Origin of the sequence: Ruixingdingia sedimenti (assembly GCF_031432425.1) — a bacterium.
In the GTDB taxonomy this organism is placed as follows: Bacteria; Pseudomonadota; Alphaproteobacteria; order Rhodobacterales; family Rhodobacteraceae; genus Ruixingdingia; species Ruixingdingia sedimenti.
Window position 1 is genome coordinate 96,907 of sequence record NZ_JAVKPH010000013.1, and the last position, 16,328, is coordinate 113,234.

Genomic DNA, 16,328 nt, shown 5'->3' on the forward strand with positions numbered 1-16,328 from the left:
CGGCCGGGGGCGGTATAGCAGATGCGCAAGGGGGTGCAATTAGGTGCGCCCGGTGGATCGGGCCGTTGTCCAGGGTCGAACCACCCTACCGGACAGGCCGCGCGCGCAGGAACAGATAGAGCGGCAGCCCGCATCCCGGGCCGATCAGCCAGACGGCGGGGATGGCGGCCAGCGCCTCCCAGTTGCGGCGGACGGCGGTTTCGGCAAGGGCCCAGAGGCTGAGCGTCAGTGCCGCGATCGCCATGTCGCCGCCGGCCGGGGCCCATTCGCCGCCCTGGGCCCACAGCCACCATGCATGCGCCGCGCCCGCCGCGGCCAAGACCAGCCAGACCGGGCGCAGCCGGGGGATCACTTGCGGATCTGGACGCCCATCCGCGCCTCGCCGCTGACGGTCACGCCATCCTGCGCCTGCGGATGGGTCGGCGGCCCTTCGGCGCCGCAGGCGGCCAGAAGGCCGAGCGGCAGGGCGAAGGCGGCGATGCGGATCAGTTTCATGCGAGAAGTTCCTTCCAACGTGCTATCTGGGCGCGGACCTGATCGGGCGCCGTGCCGCCGTAAGAAGTGCGCGAACGCACGGAATTTTCAACCCCCAGAACCCCGAACACCTCGGCGGTGATCCGCGCATGGACGGCCTGCATGTCGGCCAGCGTCAGGTCCGGCAGGTCGCAGCCCTTGTCCTCCGCCAGCTTCACCAGCGTGCCGGTGACGTGATGGGCATCGCGGAACGGCAGGCCCAGTTCGCGCACCAGCCAGTCGGCCAGATCGGTGGCGGTGGAAAAGCCCGACCCGGCGGCGGCGGCCAGCGCGGCACGGTTCGCGCTCATGTCCGTGACCATGCCGGTCATCGCGGCCAGCGACAGCATCAGGCTGTCGGCGGCGTCGAAAACCTGTTCCTTGTCTTCCTGCATGTCCTTGGAATAGGTCAGCGCGAGGCCCTTCATGATGGTGAACAGCGCCACGGTTGCCCCGAGAATCCGCCCGATCTTGGCCCGGATCAGTTCGGCCGCGTCGGGGTTCTTCTTCTGCGGCATGATGCTGGACCCGGTGGTGAACCCGTCCGACAGCCGCACGAAACGGAACTGCGCGCTGGACCAGATCACCAGTTCCTCGGCAAAGCGCGACAGGTGCATGGCGCAGATCGACGACGCCGACAGGAATTCCAGCGCGAAATCGCGGTCGCTGACGGAATCGAGGCTGTTCGCCGTCGGCCGGTCGAAACCCAGTGCGGCGGCGGTGGCGTGCCGGTCGATGGGGAACGAGGTTCCCGCCAGTGCGGCGGCGCCGAGGGGGCATTCGTTCATCCGCGCCCGCGCATCGGCGAATCGCGACCGGTCGCGGGCGAACATTTCCACATAGGCCATCATGTGATGGCCCCAAGTCACCGGCTGCGCGGTCTGAAGATGGGTGAAGCCCGGCATCACCCAGTCCGCGCCCGCCTCTGCCTGCGCGACAAAGGCGCGCATCAGTTCCGTCAGCCCCTCTACCGCCGCATCGCACTGGTCGCGCACCCACAGCCGGAAATCCACCGCCACCTGATCGTTGCGCGAACGCGCGGTGTGCAGGCGCCCCGCGGCGGGGCCGATCAGTTCGCGCAGGCGGTTTTCCACGTTCATGTGGATGTCTTCCAGATCGGCGCGGAAGTCGAACCCGCCCGCCTCGATCTCTGACAACACCGTGAGAAGCCCTTCCCCGATCGCCTGCGCGTCGCTATCAGAGAGGATGCCCTGCGCCGCCAGCATCGCGGCATGGGCCCGGCTGCCGCGGATGTCCTGGGCATAGAGCCGCTGGTCGAACCCGATCGAGGCGTTGATCGCCTGCATGATCGCGCTCGGCCCCGCGGCGAAACGCCCGCCCCACATCGCATTGGCGGACTTGCTGGTCGTGTCGGTCATGGCTCTGCCTTCGGAGGGGTGATGCTGCGCTTTCTGTTCGCCGTGGTCTACACGGTAGGTCTGCTGGGTGCAAACACGGCACATGCCGACCCGGCCCTTGCCGCGCTGCTGGAAGGCGACATGCGCAAGCTGGTGCTGCATGCCGACCCGCGCCCGGCGTCGGATGTGGCCTTCACCGATCCGCAGGGGGCCGAACACCGGCTGGCGGACTGGCGCGGGCGGCATCTGGTGGTGAACTTCTGGGCCACATGGTGCGCGCCCTGCCGCAAGGAAATGCCCGCGCTCGATGCGTTGCAGGCGCGGTACGGGGGCGGGCGGTTCGCGGTGCTGACCATCGCCACCGGGCGCAATACCCTGCCCGGCATCGACAAGTTCTTCACCGAGGCGGGGGTGAAGAACCTGCCCGTGCTGCTGGATGCCAAATCGGCGCTGGCGCGCGATTCGGGGGTGCTGGGGTTGCCGGTGACGCTGGTGCTCGACCCCGAGGGGCGGGAAATCGGGCGGATGGTGGGCGAGGCCGACTGGGCCGGCCCCTCGGCCGTGGCGCTGGTCGAGGCGCTGCTGGCGCGATAGCGCGAATTGCGCGCGTTAACCCGGCCTTCATCCCTGTGGCCGCATTCTGTCGCCGGTCGGCGAAGGAGCGGGCGATGGACGAGACGCAGTTGATAGCCGGGCTTGGGGATCCCCTGTCCTTCGCGGTGGCCGAACGCGACCGCGACACGCTGGCCATGGTGCGCGACGCGCTGGCGCGGGGGCGGATGGCGCTGGCGTTCCAGCCGGTGGTGACGGCGGGCGATGCCGGGCGCGTGGCGTTCCACGAAGGGCTGATCCGCATTCTGGACGAGGCCAACCGCCCGATCCCCGCGCGCGATTTCATGGGGGCGGCGGAAACCACCGAAACCGGCCGGTTGATCGACTGCGCGGCGCTGGAACTGGGGCTGGCGGCGCTGGCGGACGAACCGGGGCTGCGGCTGTCGGTGAACATGTCGGCGCGGTCCATCGGCTATCCGCGCTGGATGCGGGTGCTGGATGCGGGGCTGGACCGCGACCCCACGGTGGCCGAACGGCTGATCCTGGAAATCACCGAATCCTCCGCCATGCTGATGCCCGATCTGGTCACCGTGTTCATGGACGGGTTGCAGCGGCGCGGCATCGCCTTTGCTCTGGACGATTTCGGGGCGGGGTTCACCGCCTTCCGCTATCTGCGCGAATTCTTCTTCGACATCGTGAAGATCGACGGCCAGTTCATCCGCGGCGTTTCCCGCGACCCCGACAATCAGGTGCTGACCGCCGCGCTGGTGTCGATCGCGCGGCATTTCGACATGTTCACCGTCGCGGAATCGGTCGAGGCGCCGGAGGATGCGGCCTGGCTGGCCGCGAACGGGGTGGACTGCCTTCAGGGCTATCTGTTCGGCATGCCCACCGTGCACCCGCCCTGGCGCACCGGCGAACGCCGCCGGGCCTGAGGGGCCGCGGCGCTTTCGGCCTGTCCCCCCGGCGGGTGACGCTATTTCCTTGCGCCGCACCGCCGCATTGCTTAGGCCAAGAGGGTGCGGCGGCGGCAGGGGCCGCGCCAGCGGAAGGGAAGGGAACCCATGACCAATGTGGTGATCGTATCGGCGGCGCGGACGGCTGTCGGCAGCTTCAACGGATCCTTCGCCAATACCCCGGCGCATGACCTGGGCGCGGCGGTGCTGGAGGCGGTGGTGGCCCGCGCGGGCATCGACAGGGCCGAGGTGTCGGAAACCATCCTCGGCCAGGTGCTGACCGCCGGACAGGGCCAGAACCCGGCGCGCCAGGCGCATATCAAGGCCGGCCTGCCGCAGGAATCCGCGGCGTGGAGCATCAACCAGGTCTGCGGTTCGGGCCTGCGGTCGGTCGCGCTGGCCGCGCAGCACATCCAGCTGGGCGATGCCGCGATCATCGCCGCCGGCGGGCAGGAAAACATGTCGCTCAGCCCCCATGTCGCGCATCTGCGCGCTGGCCAGAAGATGGGCGACCTGAGCTTCATCGACTCGATGATCAAGGACGGTTTGTGGGATGCCTTCAACGGCTATCACATGGGCCAGACGGCCGAAAACGTCGCCAACCAGTGGCAGATCGGGCGCGAACAGCAGGACGAATTCGCGCTGGCCAGCCAGAACAAGGCCGAGGCCGCGCAGAAGGCGGGCAGGTTCGCCGACGAGATCGTTCCCTTCGTCATCAAGACCCGCAAGGGCGACGTGGTGGTGGATGCCGACGAATACATCCGCCACGGCGCGACCATCGACGCGATGACCAAGCTGCGCCCGGCCTTCGCCAAGGACGGGTCGGTCACGGCGGGCAATGCCTCTGGCATCAACGACGGCGCGGCGGCGGTGCTGCTGATGACGGACAAAGAGGCAGAACGCCGCGGCCTGAAACCGCTGGCCCGCATCGCATCCTACGCCACGGCGGGGCTCGACCCGGCGATCATGGGCGTGGGGCCGATCCATGCCAGCCGCAAGGCGCTGGAAAAGGCGGGCTGGAAGGTCGGCGACCTCGATCTGGTCGAGGCGAACGAGGCTTTCGCGGCGCAGGCCTGCGCGGTCAACAAGGACATGGGCTGGGATCCGTCGATCGTGAACGTCAACGGGGGCGCCATCGCCATCGGCCATCCCATCGGCGCCTCGGGTGCGCGGATCCTCAACACGCTGCTGTTCGAAATGGCGCGGCGCGACGCGAAGAAGGGCCTTGCGACGCTGTGCATCGGCGGGGGCATGGGCGTCGCCATGTGTCTGGAACGCTGATCCGGCGAAAAACGGTGCGCAACAATCTTGCGCACCGTAACCGGGTTGGGTAACGCTATTTCAACAGCAAGTCCTTGGAGGAACAGTCATGCCCAGAGTCGCCCTTGTCACCGGAGGATCGCGGGGAATCGGCGCCGCCATTTCCGTCGCGCTGAAGAACGCCGGCTATACCGTCGCCGCCAACTATGCCGGCAATGACGAGGCCGCCGCCGCCTTCACCGCCGAAACCGGGATCAAGACCTACAAATGGTCGGTGGCCGATTACGACGCCTGCGCCGCCGGCATCAAGCAGGTGGAGGCCGACCTGGGCCCGGTCGAGGTGCTGGTGAACAATGCCGGCATCACCCGTGACGCGATGTTCCACCGCATGACCCCGCAGCAGTGGAAAGAGGTGATCGACACCAACCTGTCGGGCGTGTTCAACATGACCCATCCGCTGTGGTCGGGCATGCGCGACCGCAAGTTCGGGCGGGTGATCAACATCAGCTCGATCAACGGGCAGAAGGGGCAGTCGGGCCAGGCGAACTATTCCGCGGCCAAGGCGGGCGACCTGGGCTTCACCCGCGCGCTGGCGCAGGAAGGCGCGCGCGCGGGTATCACCGTGAACGCGATCTGCCCCGGCTATATCGGGACCGAGATGGTGAAGGCCATCGACGAAAAGGTGCTGAACGAACGCATCATCCCGCAGATCCCCGTGGGCCGTCTGGGCGAACCCGAGGAAATCGCGCGCTGCGTGGTGTTCCTCGCCTCGGACGAGGCCGGGTTCATCACCGGATCGACCATCAGCGCGAACGGCGGCCAGTACTTCACCTGACCCGTTTCCCACGACTCGGAAAGGGGGCCCTCGGGCCCCCTTTTTCAATAGGCGCAGGCGTCGTAGATGCGCGTCAGATCGCCCTGCCAGTCGCCGTGATAATGGTCGAGCAGCCGGTCCGCCGCGGTCTTGCCGCTGGCGACACGTTCGCGCAGCACGTCCAGATAGCCGGTCTCGTCCCCGCCCGCGCCGGTGCGCGCGCGGGCCTTCAGCCCGGTCTCTGCCACCTCCAGCACCCGGGCGGCCAGATCGCGCAGCGCGATGCCGTCCACCACCCCGGCCAGCCCCTGTTCCGATGCGGCGACGCGCAGCCCCTCGCGCGTGGCGGTATCCCAGCCCTTGGCTATGTCCCAGGCGGCGTCCAGCGCGGTGGTGTCGTAGACCAGCCCGACCCACAGCGCCGACAGCGCGGTCATATGGTCCGCCGCCCCGCCATCGGCCCCGCGCATCTCGATGTATTTCTTCACCCGCGCCTCGGGGAACACCGTCGTCATGTGGTCGGCCCAGTCCGAAAGCGTCGGCACCTCGCCCGGCAGGGCGGGCAGGCGGCCGGCGAGGAAATCGCGGAACGACTGGCCGAGCGCGTCGATGTAATGCCCGTCGCGGTAGACGAAATACATCGGCACATCGAGCACGTAGTCCACATAGCGCTCAAACCCGAAGCCCGGTTCGAACACGAAGGGCAGCATGCCGGTGCGCGAATCGTCCAGCCCCCGCCAGATGCGCGAACGCCACGACCGATGCCCGTTCGGCCGCCCTTCGAAGAACGGCGAATTGGCGAAGAGCGCCGTGGCCACGGGTTGCAGCGCCAGCGCCACGCGCAGCTTTTTCACCATGTCGGCCTCGGACGCGTAGTCGAGGTTCACCTGCACCGTGCAGGTGCGGTACATCATCTGCGTGCCATGCGTGCCGACGCGGCCCATGTAGTCGGTCATCAGCCGGTAGCGGCCCTTGGGCATCACCGGCATGTCCTCGTGCCGCCAGATGGGCGCGGCGCCAAGGCCCATGAACCGCACGCCAAGCGGATCGGCCACCGCGCGCACCTCTGCCAGATGGCTGTCGATTTCGGCCCGCGTGGTGTGGATGTCGTCCAGCATCGCGCCCGACAGTTCCAGCTGCCCCCCGGGTTCGAGCGAGACATTCGCGCCGTTCCGCGTGAGGCCGATGATATGCCCCTGTTCCAGAACCGGGGTCCAGCCGAAGCGGTCGCGCAGCCCTTCCAGCACCGCGCGCACCGACCGGGGGCCGTCATAGGGCAGGGGGGCCAGCGTGTCGGCCAGAAAGCCGAACTTTTCGTGTTCCGTGCCGATGCGCCAATCCGCCGCCGGCTTGCAGCCCGAGGCGATATATTCCGCCAGTTGATCGAAATGCTCGATCGGGCCGCCGCCGGATTGGGGGATGGACATGCGCTTCTCCGATCTGCCGAAACTTCCGGCTGACACAGGTGCAGGCTGGAAACGGGCAAGTCAAGGCTGTCGCGGCAACAGCGGGCGCGGGTGGTGGCGCCAGATCACCGGCCGGTCGGCGGGATCGTCGAGCGCCGCCAGCAGCACCGCGGGGTCGAGGCCGGGCAGGGCGCCGAAGGCGTCGTACAGTTTTTCGGCCCCCGTGGCGGCGACGGGGATCAGCAGCACCTGCCCGTCATGCTGGCGCAGCCGCCAGCAGCGCAGCCCCGCAACGGTGACGAGGCCCAGTTCGGCCAGTTCCGGCAGGGCGGCGAAACCGCCGATGCCGGGGCCGTACCAGCCCACCTGCCCCTCGATCACCTCGACCACGCCGGGGGCGGTGGCGGCGCGGGCGAACCGCAGCCGCCGCCAGCCGCCCCGGGCCAGCGCAAGGCCCCCCAGAACCACCAGCACGCCGAGCGTGTGGAACAGATAGCCGCCAAGCCCGATCAGCCACAGCCCCGCCGCCGCCACCGCGCCGGCCGCGATGACCTCGCGCCAGCGGTGAAAGGCCGCACGCAGTTCGGGCCGGATCAGGCTCACCCCCAATCCCCGAGCGTGGCCTGCCACAGCGTCAGCGCGGCCACCGCGGCGGTATCGGCGCGCAGGATCCGGGGGCCGAGGCTGACGGGCAGCACGAAGGGCAGTGCGCGCAGCCGGGCCTGTTCGGCGGGGGAAAACCCGCCCTCGGGCCCGATCAGGATCGCCCAGGGGCCGGGTTCGGCGCCGTGCAGCGCGGCGGGGGCGCCGACGCGCGATTCATCGCACCACAGGATCCGGCGGGCCGGGTTCCAGCCCGCCAGCAGGCGGGACAGGGGCTGAAGATCCTCGACCTCGGGTACATAGGTGCCGCCGCATTGTTCGGCGGCCTCGACCGCATGGGCTTGCAGGCGGTCCTGCCGGATGCGTTCGGCATTGGTGAAATCGGTCTGCACCGGCAGGATGCGCGCGGCGCCCAGTTCGGTCGCCTTTTCCACGATGAAATCGGTGCGCGCCTTCTTGATCGGGGCGAAGACCAGCCACAGGTCGGGCGGCATCCGCACCGGGCGGGTGCGTTCGCGGCAGGTCAGTTCGCCCCCCCGTTTGCCCGTGCCCGTGACCTCTGCCAGCCATTCGCCGTCGCGCCCGTTGAACACCAGCACGCGCGCGCCCTCTGCCAGCCGCATCACCCCGAACAGGTAATGCGCCTGATCCCGCGTCAGCGGAAGCGGTTGCCCCGGGGCGAGGTGCTGGTCTAGATGAAGCCGTATCTTCGCATCCATGAGGAAAATCTATGCCCGAGACCGGAGGAACGCCAGAGCCCGCGCGCCCCGGAACCGGCCCCGGATCTGGCCCCGGCCCCGGCACGGTCGCGGATGCCCCGCGCGGCAACTGGGTGGACCTTTACGCCCCGGCCCGGGCGCGGCCCTATCTGCGCCTGTCGCGGGCGGACCGGCCCATCGGCACCTGGCTGCTGCTGCTGCCCTGCTGGTGGGGGGTGGCGCTGGCGGCGGCGGGCGATCCGGCGGGCTGGGGGTGGTGGGACCTGTGGGTCGTCCTCGGCTGCGGTCTGGGCGCGATGCTGATGCGCGGGGCGGGCTGCACCTGGAACGACATCACCGACCGCGACTTCGACGCCGCCGTGGCGCGCACCCGGTCGCGCCCGCTGCCGTCCGGTCAGGTGACGCTGCGGGGCGCGGTGGCGTGGATGGTGGCGCAGGCGCTGGTGGCCGGGCTGATCCTGCTGACGTTCCCGCAGCTGGCGATCATGCTCGGCGTGGGTTCGCTGGCGCTGGTGGCGGTCTATCCCTTCGCCAAAAGGTTCACCTGGTGGCCGCAGGTGTTTCTGGGCCTCGCCTTCAACTGGGGGGCGCTGCTGGCCTATGCGGCGCATGACGGCAGGGCCGGCTGGCCCGCGCTGCTGGCCTGGCTGGGGGGGATCGCCTGGACGCTGTTCTACGACACGATCTATGCCCATCAGGACAAGGAGGACGACGCGCTGATCGGCGTGCGGTCCACCGCCCGGCTGTTCGGCGACCGCACGGTGGCGTGGCTGCGCGGGTTCATGGCGGTGTCGGTACTGCTGTTGATGCTGGCGGTCCTGCTGGCGGCGCAGGGCGTGGCGGCGATGGTCGCGGGGCTGGCGGGGGTGTGGATCTTCGGCGCGCATCTGGGCTGGCAACTGGCGCGGCTCGACATCGACGACCCGGCCAACTGTCTGTGGCTGTTCCGGTCCAACCGCGACGCGGGGCTGATCCTTGCGCTGTTTCTTGCCGTTGCGGCCGCGCTGTGATTGCGCGGCCGGCGGTGCTCGCCTAGTGAAGGGCGACCGTTCGAGAGGATACCGACGGGATGCGCCCCACATCCATATTCTATGTCATTGCCGCCTTTGCCCTTGCCGCGGCGCTTGCCGTGCTGTCCGCCACCATGGCCACCCACTGGATCGAGGGCCGGTCGGAACGCGCGGTGGCGCGGCTTCTGGACGGCGCCGGCCTTGACTGGGCAGCGGTCGAGGCGGACGGGCTGACCGTGGTCCTGACCGGCACCGCACCGACCGAGGCCTTGCGGTTCCGCGCCATTTCCATCGCCGGGCGGGTGGTGGATGCGGGCCGCGTGCGCGACGGGATGGAGGTCGCGCCGGTGAAGGCGCTGACCGCGCCGCGGTTTTCGGTCGAGCTGCTGCGCAACGACGACGGCATCTCGCTGATCGGGCTGGTGCCGACGTCCTGGGACAGCCGGCCGGCGCTGGCGGCGATCCATGCGCTGGTCAGCGAGGGCGACGTGACCGACATGCTCCAGACCGCGAGCTTCCCGGAACCCGAGGGCTGGACGCGCGCCGTCACCTACGGGATCGAGGCGCTGCGGCTGCTGCCGCGGTCCAAGATCTCGATCGACGCGGGCAAGGTGACGGTGACGGCCATCGCCGACAGTCTGGCGCAGAAACACAAGTTCGAGGCCGACCTGACGCGCGCCACGCCCGAGGGGCTGGTGGTGGAAACCAGCATCTCGGCCCCCCGGCCGGTGATCACGCCCTTCGTGCTGCGTTTCGTCATCGACGAGGAGGGCGCGCGGTTCGATGCCTGTTCCGCCGACAGCGAACGCGCGCGCGACCGGATCCTGCGCGCGGGCACGGCGGCGGGGATGGCGGGGCGGGGCAGTTGCACCATCGGGCTCGGCGTGCCCTCGCCCACCTGGGCGGATGCCGCGGCGGCGGGGATCGCCGCGCTGGCCGAAATGGGCCAGGGCACGCTGACCATGACCGATGCCGACATGACCCTGATCGGCGCGGCGGGCGTGCCGCAGGACCGTTTCGACCGCGTGGTGGGCGAATTGACGACGCGGCTGCCGCGGGTCTTTTCGCTCAAGGCAACGCTGACCCCGCCGCCGGAGGCGACGGCGGGCCCCGGCCCGGCGCAGTTCACCGCCGTTCTGGCAGAGGACGGGCGGGTGGAACTGCGCGGACGGCTGTCGGATGCGCCGATGCGGACGGCGGTCGACGCCTATGCCCGCGCGCGGTTCGGGGCGGACCGGGTGTTCACGGCCACGCGGCTCGACCCCGAGGGGCTGCCCGAGGGCTGGTCCGTCCGGGTGCTGGCGGCGCTGGCGGCGCTGGCGGAACTGCACAACGGCGCGGTGCTGGTGCAGCCCGACCGGATGGATGTGCGCGGCGCCACCGGGTCGCAGGAAACACGGGAAATCATTGCGCGGATCCTGTCGGAACGGCTGGGTCAGGGCGCGGATTTCGAGGTCGACGTGGCCTATGAGGAACGGCTGGACGCCTCGCTGGCGCTGCCGACGCCGAACGACTGCGTGGAACGCGCGAATACCGTTCTGTCGCGCGGCGAGATCACCTTTGCCCCCGGTTCGTCGGAAATCGTGCCGGAGGCGCACCGGGCCATGCGCGATCTGGCCGATGTGCTGCGCGAATGCGCCGAAGTGGCGATGGAGATCGGCGGCCATACCGATTCGCAGGGCCGGGCAGAAACCAACCTCGCGCTCAGCCAGGACCGGGCAGAGGCGGTGCTGGAGGCGCTGAGCGGGATGCGCGTGCCGGTCAGCAACCTGACCGCAAAGGGCTATGGCGCCACCGAACCCGTGGCCGACAACGCGACCGAGGAAGGGCGCGAGGCAAACCGGCGCATCGCCTTCAAGCTGATCGAGCCTGAGGACGATCCCGATTTTCCCGCTGTGCTGGAGCTTGAGCCCCCGCGGCAGGAAATGGGCGACGACGAGCCCGCGCCCGCGGCGGACACCCCCGCCGACGATACCCCCGCCGGGCCCGCCGAGGTGACGGGCGACGGCACCGACGAGCCGATGGACCTGCACGACGATGACGACCCCGCCGGGGAGCCCGCCGCAGAGCCCCCGTCCGCAGAAGACGGCGCGGCGGTGCCCGTTCCGGCCGCACCCTCGCCTGCCGGGGCGCCGGTGGAAACGCCCGCAGAGGAACCGGCGGCCGAACCCGCCCCTGCCGAGGCCCCCGAACCCGCGCCAGCGCCCGCGCCGGAGGCGGCGCCCGCCGATCCTGCGGATACGCCCGCCGAACCGCCGGTGGGGCCCCCTGCCGGAACGCCCGCGCCCGAGGCCGCCCCGGTGACGGAGCCCGTTGCGCCCCCCGCCGGGATGCCGCGCCCCCAACGCCGCCCCGGTGCGGCGGCAGAGGCGGCAGCGGCCGCCGCAGGGCAAGAGGCAGCCCCCGCGCCCGCCATCCGGGTGGCGCCCGAAGCCGAACCCGAAACGCCACCGGAATCCGCCCCCGAATCCGGCGGGGCAGAGTTGCCAGCGCCGGGCGGGTCGGGCAATGTTGCCCCCGCCGCAGCCCCCGCGCCCGCCCAAGGCGACGCGCCCGCCGCGGCGGAGCCGGTGGTCGACGTGGCCACCCCACAGGAGAACACGGTGCGCCCGCAGCGGCGGCCAGGCGACAGGCAGAACTGACCATGAACCGCACCGAGCTTATCATCGCCACCGCGATCATCCTGTTCGTGGCCTTCGCGCTCGGCTGGTTCACCTACTGGCTTCTGCACCGCTTTCGCCGCGTCACCGGCACCGACATGGGCGAGGTGGAACGGCTTGCGCAGGAACTCCACGATGCCGAGGAACTGCGCGACGAGGCCATCGCCTATGCCGAACACCGCGAGGCCGAACTGACCAACCAGCTGTCGCAGATGGAGGCCGAACTGCGCGCCGCGATGGACGGGCTGCGCAGCGCGCGGGCGGAAAACGAGGCGCTGCGGGCGGCCTCTGCCAAGTCCTGAGCGGCTGGCCCCTGAGCGGCTGGCCCTTGATCAGCCCGGCTCGCGCCCCAGGGGGCCGGGCCGGCGTTCCTCCGACAACAGCACGTTCGCCTCGACCGAGCCGACGCCCGGCAGGGTCAGGATGCGGCGGCGCAGGATGCGTTCGAAATCCGCGATGTCGCGCGCGACCACGCGCAGGCGATAGTCGAACAGGCCCAGCACATGCTGCACCACCTGCACCTCGGGGATGGCGGTCACGGCGCGTTCGAAATCCTCGAGGCTGACGCGGCCCTTGGTGGCGAGCTTTACGCCCAGGAACACGGTGACGCCGAACCCCAGGGCGGCCTGATCCACCACCACCCGCTGGCCCGCCAGCACGCCCGCATCCTCCAGCCGCCGGATGCGGCGCCAGGCGGCGGGCTGGCTGAGGCCGAGCCGGCGGCCGAGCGCGCCCGCCGACAGCCCCGCATTGGCGGACAGGGCGCGCAGGATGGCGCGGTCGGTGTCGTCGAGGTCGATCATACCGGCAGGGTGCCTTCGTCCTTGATGGTGGCGATCAGCATCAGCGCCTCGATATCGGCGATATGGGGCAGGGTCAGGATGCGGCGGCGGTAGATCTGCTGGTAATCCGCCATGTCGCGCGCGATGACGCTCAGCCGCACGTCGACCCGGCCGAGGAAGCTGTCGATGCCCACGACCTCCGGCACCTCGCGCGCGGCGGCGAGGAATTCGTCGAAGGCGCGCGGGTTGGTCTTGTCGAGCGTGAAGCGCAGCGCGACCTCGACCTCGTAGCCGAGCGCGCGCCAGTTCACCACCGCCTGCCGCGCCTTGACGATGCCCGCCGCGGTCAGCCGTTCCAGCCGCCGCCAGCAGGTGGCGGTGGTCAGCCCCGCGCGTTCGGCCAGATCGGCGGTGCCGAGCGCGGGATCGGCCAGAAGATGGCGCAACAGCCGCCGGTCGGTGTCGTCGAGCATGGATTTTGCACCTGATGGCCAGTGTACGGATGATCCTTACGCCTCTACGCGCCATCCCGTCAAATCCATCTGTATCGCAAGGGGCGTCGAATCTGCCACAGTTCCGCCTCGAATGCAGCGCAAGTGCAGAAAAGAGCGCAATTTTCCGAAAAATTCGCGAATAATCGGCCCAGAGCAGCGGTGACAGGCGGCAAAGACCGCAGCGGCCGGAGTGTGAGTGACACGAGTACAGGCACCGGGCGATGACCGAACGGACCATCTATATCCTGCCGAAAAGCGGCGTGACCATCACGCGTGTCGGCGGCGGCGCAACCACCCATCACGACATCATCGGCAATGCGCTGAACGGCGACGCCTTCAGTTGGGAAGTGCCCTACGACCTTGCGCTGACCTTTTCCGCGGAAAGCGTGGCGATCACGTTCGACGATGCCGATGGCGTGCTGTCCGACGATCCCTTCAGCGGCGCCGAGGTGGTGGACCAACGGCTGACCCAGCCTGTCACCGTCAACGGCGTGACCTACACCCCTTCGCCGGAAACCCTCCGCTGGCAGTGGCCCCCGCCGGTCAATGTCGAGGATGAATACGAGGTCACGCTGTTCGATGGTCTGGGCAATGCCTATCACATGGTGGGCGTGTCGATCACGCAGGGCTATACCTCCACCGTGGTGGGGGTGATGTTCGAGGGCCCGGCCCCGCCGCCGGGCACGACGCTTTATTACCTTCAGGGGGTGTCGGGCTATTCCGGCGCGGGCGAAAGCACGCCGATCCCCGACGGGGTGCCCTGTTTCCTCGCCGGCACCCGGATCGAGACGCCCGGGGGCCCCCGCGCGGTCGAGGATCTGCGGGCGGGCGACCGGGTGCTGACGCTCGACCACGGGGCGCAGCCCATCCGCTGGATCGGGCGCAGCATGGTCTGCGGGCTCGGCCCGCTGGCGCCGATCCGCATCGCGGCGGGCACCTACGGCAACCGGCGCGACCTTTGCGTGTCGCCCAACCACCGGCTGTTTCTGCGATCCGTCGCGGCGGAACTGCATTTCGGCGCGCATGAGGTGCTGGTGCCGGCCAAGTTCCTGATCGACGGCGCCCGCGTGCGCCCGGCGCCGAGGCTGAAGGCGATGTACCTGCATCTGCTGCTGGACCGGCACGAGGCGGTGTTTTCCGAGGGCATCGCCAGCGAAAGCCTGTTCGCGGGCGCGGTGGACCAGGGCGTGCTGGACGCCGCGGCGGTGGCAGACCTGCGCACGGCCTGCCCGGAACTGGTGCATCGGCTGTGCCGGCCCAGCCTGACGCGGGCAGAGACGCGGCTGTTGCTGGCAGCAGCCGGCGCGGACCTGCGCGGGGCGCGGCTGACAGAGGTGCGGGGCCTGCTGGCGGCGTGAATGAATTTCTCGCGTTTATGGCTGGTCGCGCATGAAGCGTTGAGTATAGAAACATAATACTCAAAGATTGCACTGAATATCCCCGTACAATCCCTATCCTGCGCGCCATAACGCAACGAAAGGAACGCCGATGCGCGTGTATTACGACCGCGACTGCGACATCAACCTGATCAAGGACAAGAAGGTCGCCATCCTGGGCTATGGCAGCCAGGGCCATGCCCATGCGCTGAACCTGCGCGATTCGGGGGCGAAGAACCTCGTCGTCGCGCTGCGCGAGGGCTCGCCGTCGGCCAAGAAGGCCGAGGCCGAGGGGCTGAAGGTCATGGGCATCGCCGAGGCCGCCGCCTGGGCCGACCTGATCATGTTCACCATGCCCGACGAACTGCAGGCCGAGACCTACAAGAAATACGTCCACGACAACCTGCGCGAAGGCGCGGCGATCGCCTTCGCCCACGGCCTGAACGTGCATTTCGGCCTGATCGAGCCGAAAAAGGGCGTCGATGTCATCATGATGGCCCCCAAGGGCCCCGGCCACACCGTGCGCGGCGAATTCGTCAAGGGCGGCGGCGTGCCCTGCCTCGTGGCGGTGCATCAGGATGCGACCGGCAAGGCGATGGAAATCGGGCTCTCCTACTGTTCTGCCATCGGCGGCGGGCGGTCGGGGATCATCGAGACCAACTTCCGTCAGGAATGCGAAACCGACCTCTTCGGCGAACAGGCGGTGCTGTGCGGCGGTCTGGTCGAACTGATCCGCATGGGCTTCGAAACGCTGGTCGAGGCGGGCTATGAGCCCGAGATGGCCTATTTCGAATGCCTGCACGAGGTGAAGCTGATCGTGGATCTGATCTACGAAGGCGGCATCGCGAACATGAACTACTCGATCTCGAATACCGCCGAATATGGCGAATACGTTTCGGGCCCGCGGATCCTGCCTTACGACGAAACCAAGGCGCGGATGAAGGCGGTGCTGCAAGACATCCAGACCGGCAAGTTCGTGCGCGACTTCATGCAGGAAAACGCCGTCGGCCAGCCGTTCTTCAAGGCGACCCGCCGCATCAACGACGAACACCAGATCGAAAAGGTCGGTGAAAAGCTGCGCGCCATGATGCCCTGGATTTCCAAGGGCAAGATGGTCGACAAGGCGCGGAACTGATGTATTCCCAGGGGCCGGGATTTTCCCGGCCCTCTTTGGGGTGCCCCGTCTCAGGCGCCCCAATCCAGCGAATTCGCCCCCAGGACGCGGGTGAAATGCCGCAGCGCCTCGGATCGGTTGTCCTTCCGCCAGATGGCCAGAAGGCTGAAATCGAAATGAAGATCGCTCACCGGGGCTCTGTTGCACAAATCCTGTGAGGGATTCATCTCGTGAATCCAGCATGGTAGCTGGGTGGCATGAGCAGACCGACACCCCCGACCTACAAGACCAGGAACTGGCCGGCCTATAACGAAGCGCTCAAGCGCCGCGGCTCGCTGACGATCTGGTTCGATCCTGCCATGACCTGGGAAGCGGTGCCGACCGGCAGGCGCGGTCGACAGCGCGACTACGGCGATGCGGCGATCCAGACCTGCCTCACAATAAAGGTTCTTTTCGGCATGGCGCTCAGACAAACCACAGGGTTCGTCGAGAGCCTGCTTCGGCTGATGGGTCTGGACTGGGCGGTGCCCGACTTCAGCACGCTGTCGCGTCGCCAGAAGACGCTGAAGGTGAACATCCCCTACCGCGGTTCGGACGGTCCCTTGCACCTGCTGGTGGACAGCACCGGGATCAAGGTCGAGGGCGAAGGGGAGTGGAACGCCCGCAAGCATGGCGGCACGAAGCGGCGGGTCTGGCGCAAGATCCACATCG

General features: G+C 68.9%; 18 protein-coding genes. 10 read left to right on the forward strand and 8 right to left on the reverse strand.

Translation table 11 applies throughout. The features are described 5' to 3' along the window. Positions 1-85: 85 nt before the first annotated feature. Genes RGD00_RS12610 through argH form a run of 3 tightly spaced genes read right to left on the reverse strand, consistent with a single transcriptional unit; the run spans position 86 to position 1,892 of the window. Positions 86-352: a DUF2834 domain-containing protein gene (locus RGD00_RS12610; RefSeq protein WP_425603413.1), complete on the reverse strand. Its 267-nt coding sequence runs from the start codon at positions 350-352 to the stop codon at positions 86-88. Next, a complete protein-coding gene (locus RGD00_RS12615; RefSeq protein ID WP_310457687.1) occupies positions 349-495 on the reverse strand; it encodes a hypothetical protein in 147 nt (48 codons plus the stop codon). The genes RGD00_RS12610 and RGD00_RS12615 overlap by 4 nt, the downstream gene beginning before the upstream one ends. Next, positions 492-1,892 carry an argininosuccinate lyase gene (gene argH / locus RGD00_RS12620; protein WP_310457688.1) on the reverse strand — a complete coding sequence of 467 codons (1,401 nt, stop codon included), beginning with the start codon at positions 1,890-1,892 and terminating at the stop codon, positions 492-494. The genes RGD00_RS12615 and argH overlap by 4 nt, the downstream gene beginning before the upstream one ends. Positions 1,893-1,913: 21 nt before the next feature. Between argH and RGD00_RS12625 the strand changes: the two genes are divergently transcribed. The 4 genes from RGD00_RS12625 to phbB all read left to right on the forward strand — a co-directional run bounded on the left by RGD00_RS12625 (position 1,914) and on the right by phbB (position 5,474). Next, positions 1,914-2,465, forward strand: a complete 552-nt coding sequence (locus RGD00_RS12625; protein WP_310457689.1) for a TlpA family protein disulfide reductase — start codon at positions 1,914-1,916, stop codon at positions 2,463-2,465. Between the two features lie 74 nt (positions 2,466-2,539). Continuing rightward, positions 2,540-3,358, forward strand: coding sequence for an EAL domain-containing protein (locus RGD00_RS12630; protein WP_310457690.1), 819 nt, complete (start codon positions 2,540-2,542; stop codon positions 3,356-3,358). A 129-nt stretch (positions 3,359-3,487) separates the two neighbouring features. Next, positions 3,488-4,660 carry an acetyl-CoA C-acetyltransferase gene (locus RGD00_RS12635; RefSeq protein WP_310457691.1) on the forward strand — a complete coding sequence of 391 codons (1,173 nt, stop codon included), beginning with the start codon at positions 3,488-3,490 and terminating at the stop codon, positions 4,658-4,660. Between the two features lie 88 nt (positions 4,661-4,748). Next, the gene (gene phbB, locus RGD00_RS12640) at positions 4,749-5,474 is read left to right on the forward strand and encodes an acetoacetyl-CoA reductase (RefSeq protein ID WP_310457692.1); all 726 of its coding nucleotides are present in this window, start codon (positions 4,749-4,751) and stop codon (positions 5,472-5,474) included. 44 nt (positions 5,475-5,518) lie between these two features. Here the strand turns inward: phbB and RGD00_RS12645 are convergent, their stop codons facing one another. Genes RGD00_RS12645 through RGD00_RS12655 form a run of 3 tightly spaced genes read right to left on the reverse strand, consistent with a single transcriptional unit; the run spans position 5,519 to position 8,181 of the window. Beyond that, complete coding sequence (locus RGD00_RS12645; RefSeq protein WP_310457693.1) at positions 5,519-6,880, reverse strand: glutamate--cysteine ligase; 1,362 nt, start codon at positions 6,878-6,880, stop codon at positions 5,519-5,521. A gap of 60 nt (positions 6,881-6,940) precedes the next feature. Then, positions 6,941-7,462, reverse strand: a complete 522-nt coding sequence (locus RGD00_RS12650) for a hypothetical protein (protein WP_310457694.1) — start codon at positions 7,460-7,462, stop codon at positions 6,941-6,943. Continuing rightward, complete coding sequence (locus tag RGD00_RS12655; protein ID WP_310457695.1) at positions 7,459-8,181, reverse strand: 16S rRNA (uracil(1498)-N(3))-methyltransferase; 723 nt, start codon at positions 8,179-8,181, stop codon at positions 7,459-7,461. The genes RGD00_RS12650 and RGD00_RS12655 overlap by 4 nt, the downstream gene beginning before the upstream one ends. Positions 8,182-8,192: 11 nt before the next feature. On the opposite strand from RGD00_RS12655, the gene ubiA reads away from it, so the two are divergent. From ubiA to RGD00_RS12670, 3 genes are read left to right on the forward strand one after another with little or no spacing between them, the layout of a single operon-like run. After that, positions 8,193-9,191 carry a 4-hydroxybenzoate octaprenyltransferase gene (gene ubiA, locus RGD00_RS12660; protein ID WP_310457696.1) on the forward strand — a complete coding sequence of 333 codons (999 nt, stop codon included), beginning with the start codon at positions 8,193-8,195 and terminating at the stop codon, positions 9,189-9,191. Between the two features lie 59 nt (positions 9,192-9,250). After that, entirely contained in the window at positions 9,251-11,833 is a 2,583-nt protein-coding gene (locus RGD00_RS12665) for an OmpA family protein (protein ID WP_310457697.1), read from the forward strand. 2 nt (positions 11,834-11,835) lie between these two features. Further along, the gene (locus tag RGD00_RS12670) at positions 11,836-12,153 is read left to right on the forward strand and encodes an MreC domain-containing protein (RefSeq protein WP_310457698.1); all 318 of its coding nucleotides are present in this window, start codon (positions 11,836-11,838) and stop codon (positions 12,151-12,153) included. Between the two features lie 30 nt (positions 12,154-12,183). Here the strand turns inward: RGD00_RS12670 and RGD00_RS12675 are convergent, their stop codons facing one another. Both RGD00_RS12675 and RGD00_RS12680 read right to left on the reverse strand, forming a co-directional pair. Next, positions 12,184-12,654 carry an Lrp/AsnC family transcriptional regulator gene (locus RGD00_RS12675; protein WP_310457699.1) on the reverse strand — a complete coding sequence of 157 codons (471 nt, stop codon included), beginning with the start codon at positions 12,652-12,654 and terminating at the stop codon, positions 12,184-12,186. Next, on the reverse strand, positions 12,651-13,106 hold the full coding sequence (locus RGD00_RS12680; RefSeq protein ID WP_310457700.1) for an Lrp/AsnC family transcriptional regulator: 456 nt from the start codon (positions 13,104-13,106) through the stop codon (positions 12,651-12,653). The genes RGD00_RS12675 and RGD00_RS12680 overlap by 4 nt, the downstream gene beginning before the upstream one ends. Before the next feature lie 242 nt (positions 13,107-13,348). On the opposite strand from RGD00_RS12680, the gene RGD00_RS12685 reads away from it, so the two are divergent. From RGD00_RS12685 to RGD00_RS12695, 3 genes are all read left to right on the forward strand, one after another. Next, positions 13,349-14,485, forward strand: coding sequence for a Hint domain-containing protein (locus tag RGD00_RS12685; protein WP_310457701.1), 1,137 nt, complete (start codon positions 13,349-13,351; stop codon positions 14,483-14,485). Between the two features lie 130 nt (positions 14,486-14,615). Next, positions 14,616-15,638: a ketol-acid reductoisomerase gene (ilvC, locus tag RGD00_RS12690; protein ID WP_310457702.1), complete on the forward strand. Its 1,023-nt coding sequence runs from the start codon at positions 14,616-14,618 to the stop codon at positions 15,636-15,638. Between the two features lie 236 nt (positions 15,639-15,874). Continuing rightward, positions 15,875-16,328: IS5 family transposase (locus tag RGD00_RS12695; protein ID WP_310457703.1), on the forward strand; the 454-nt coding region annotated here is incomplete at its 3' end.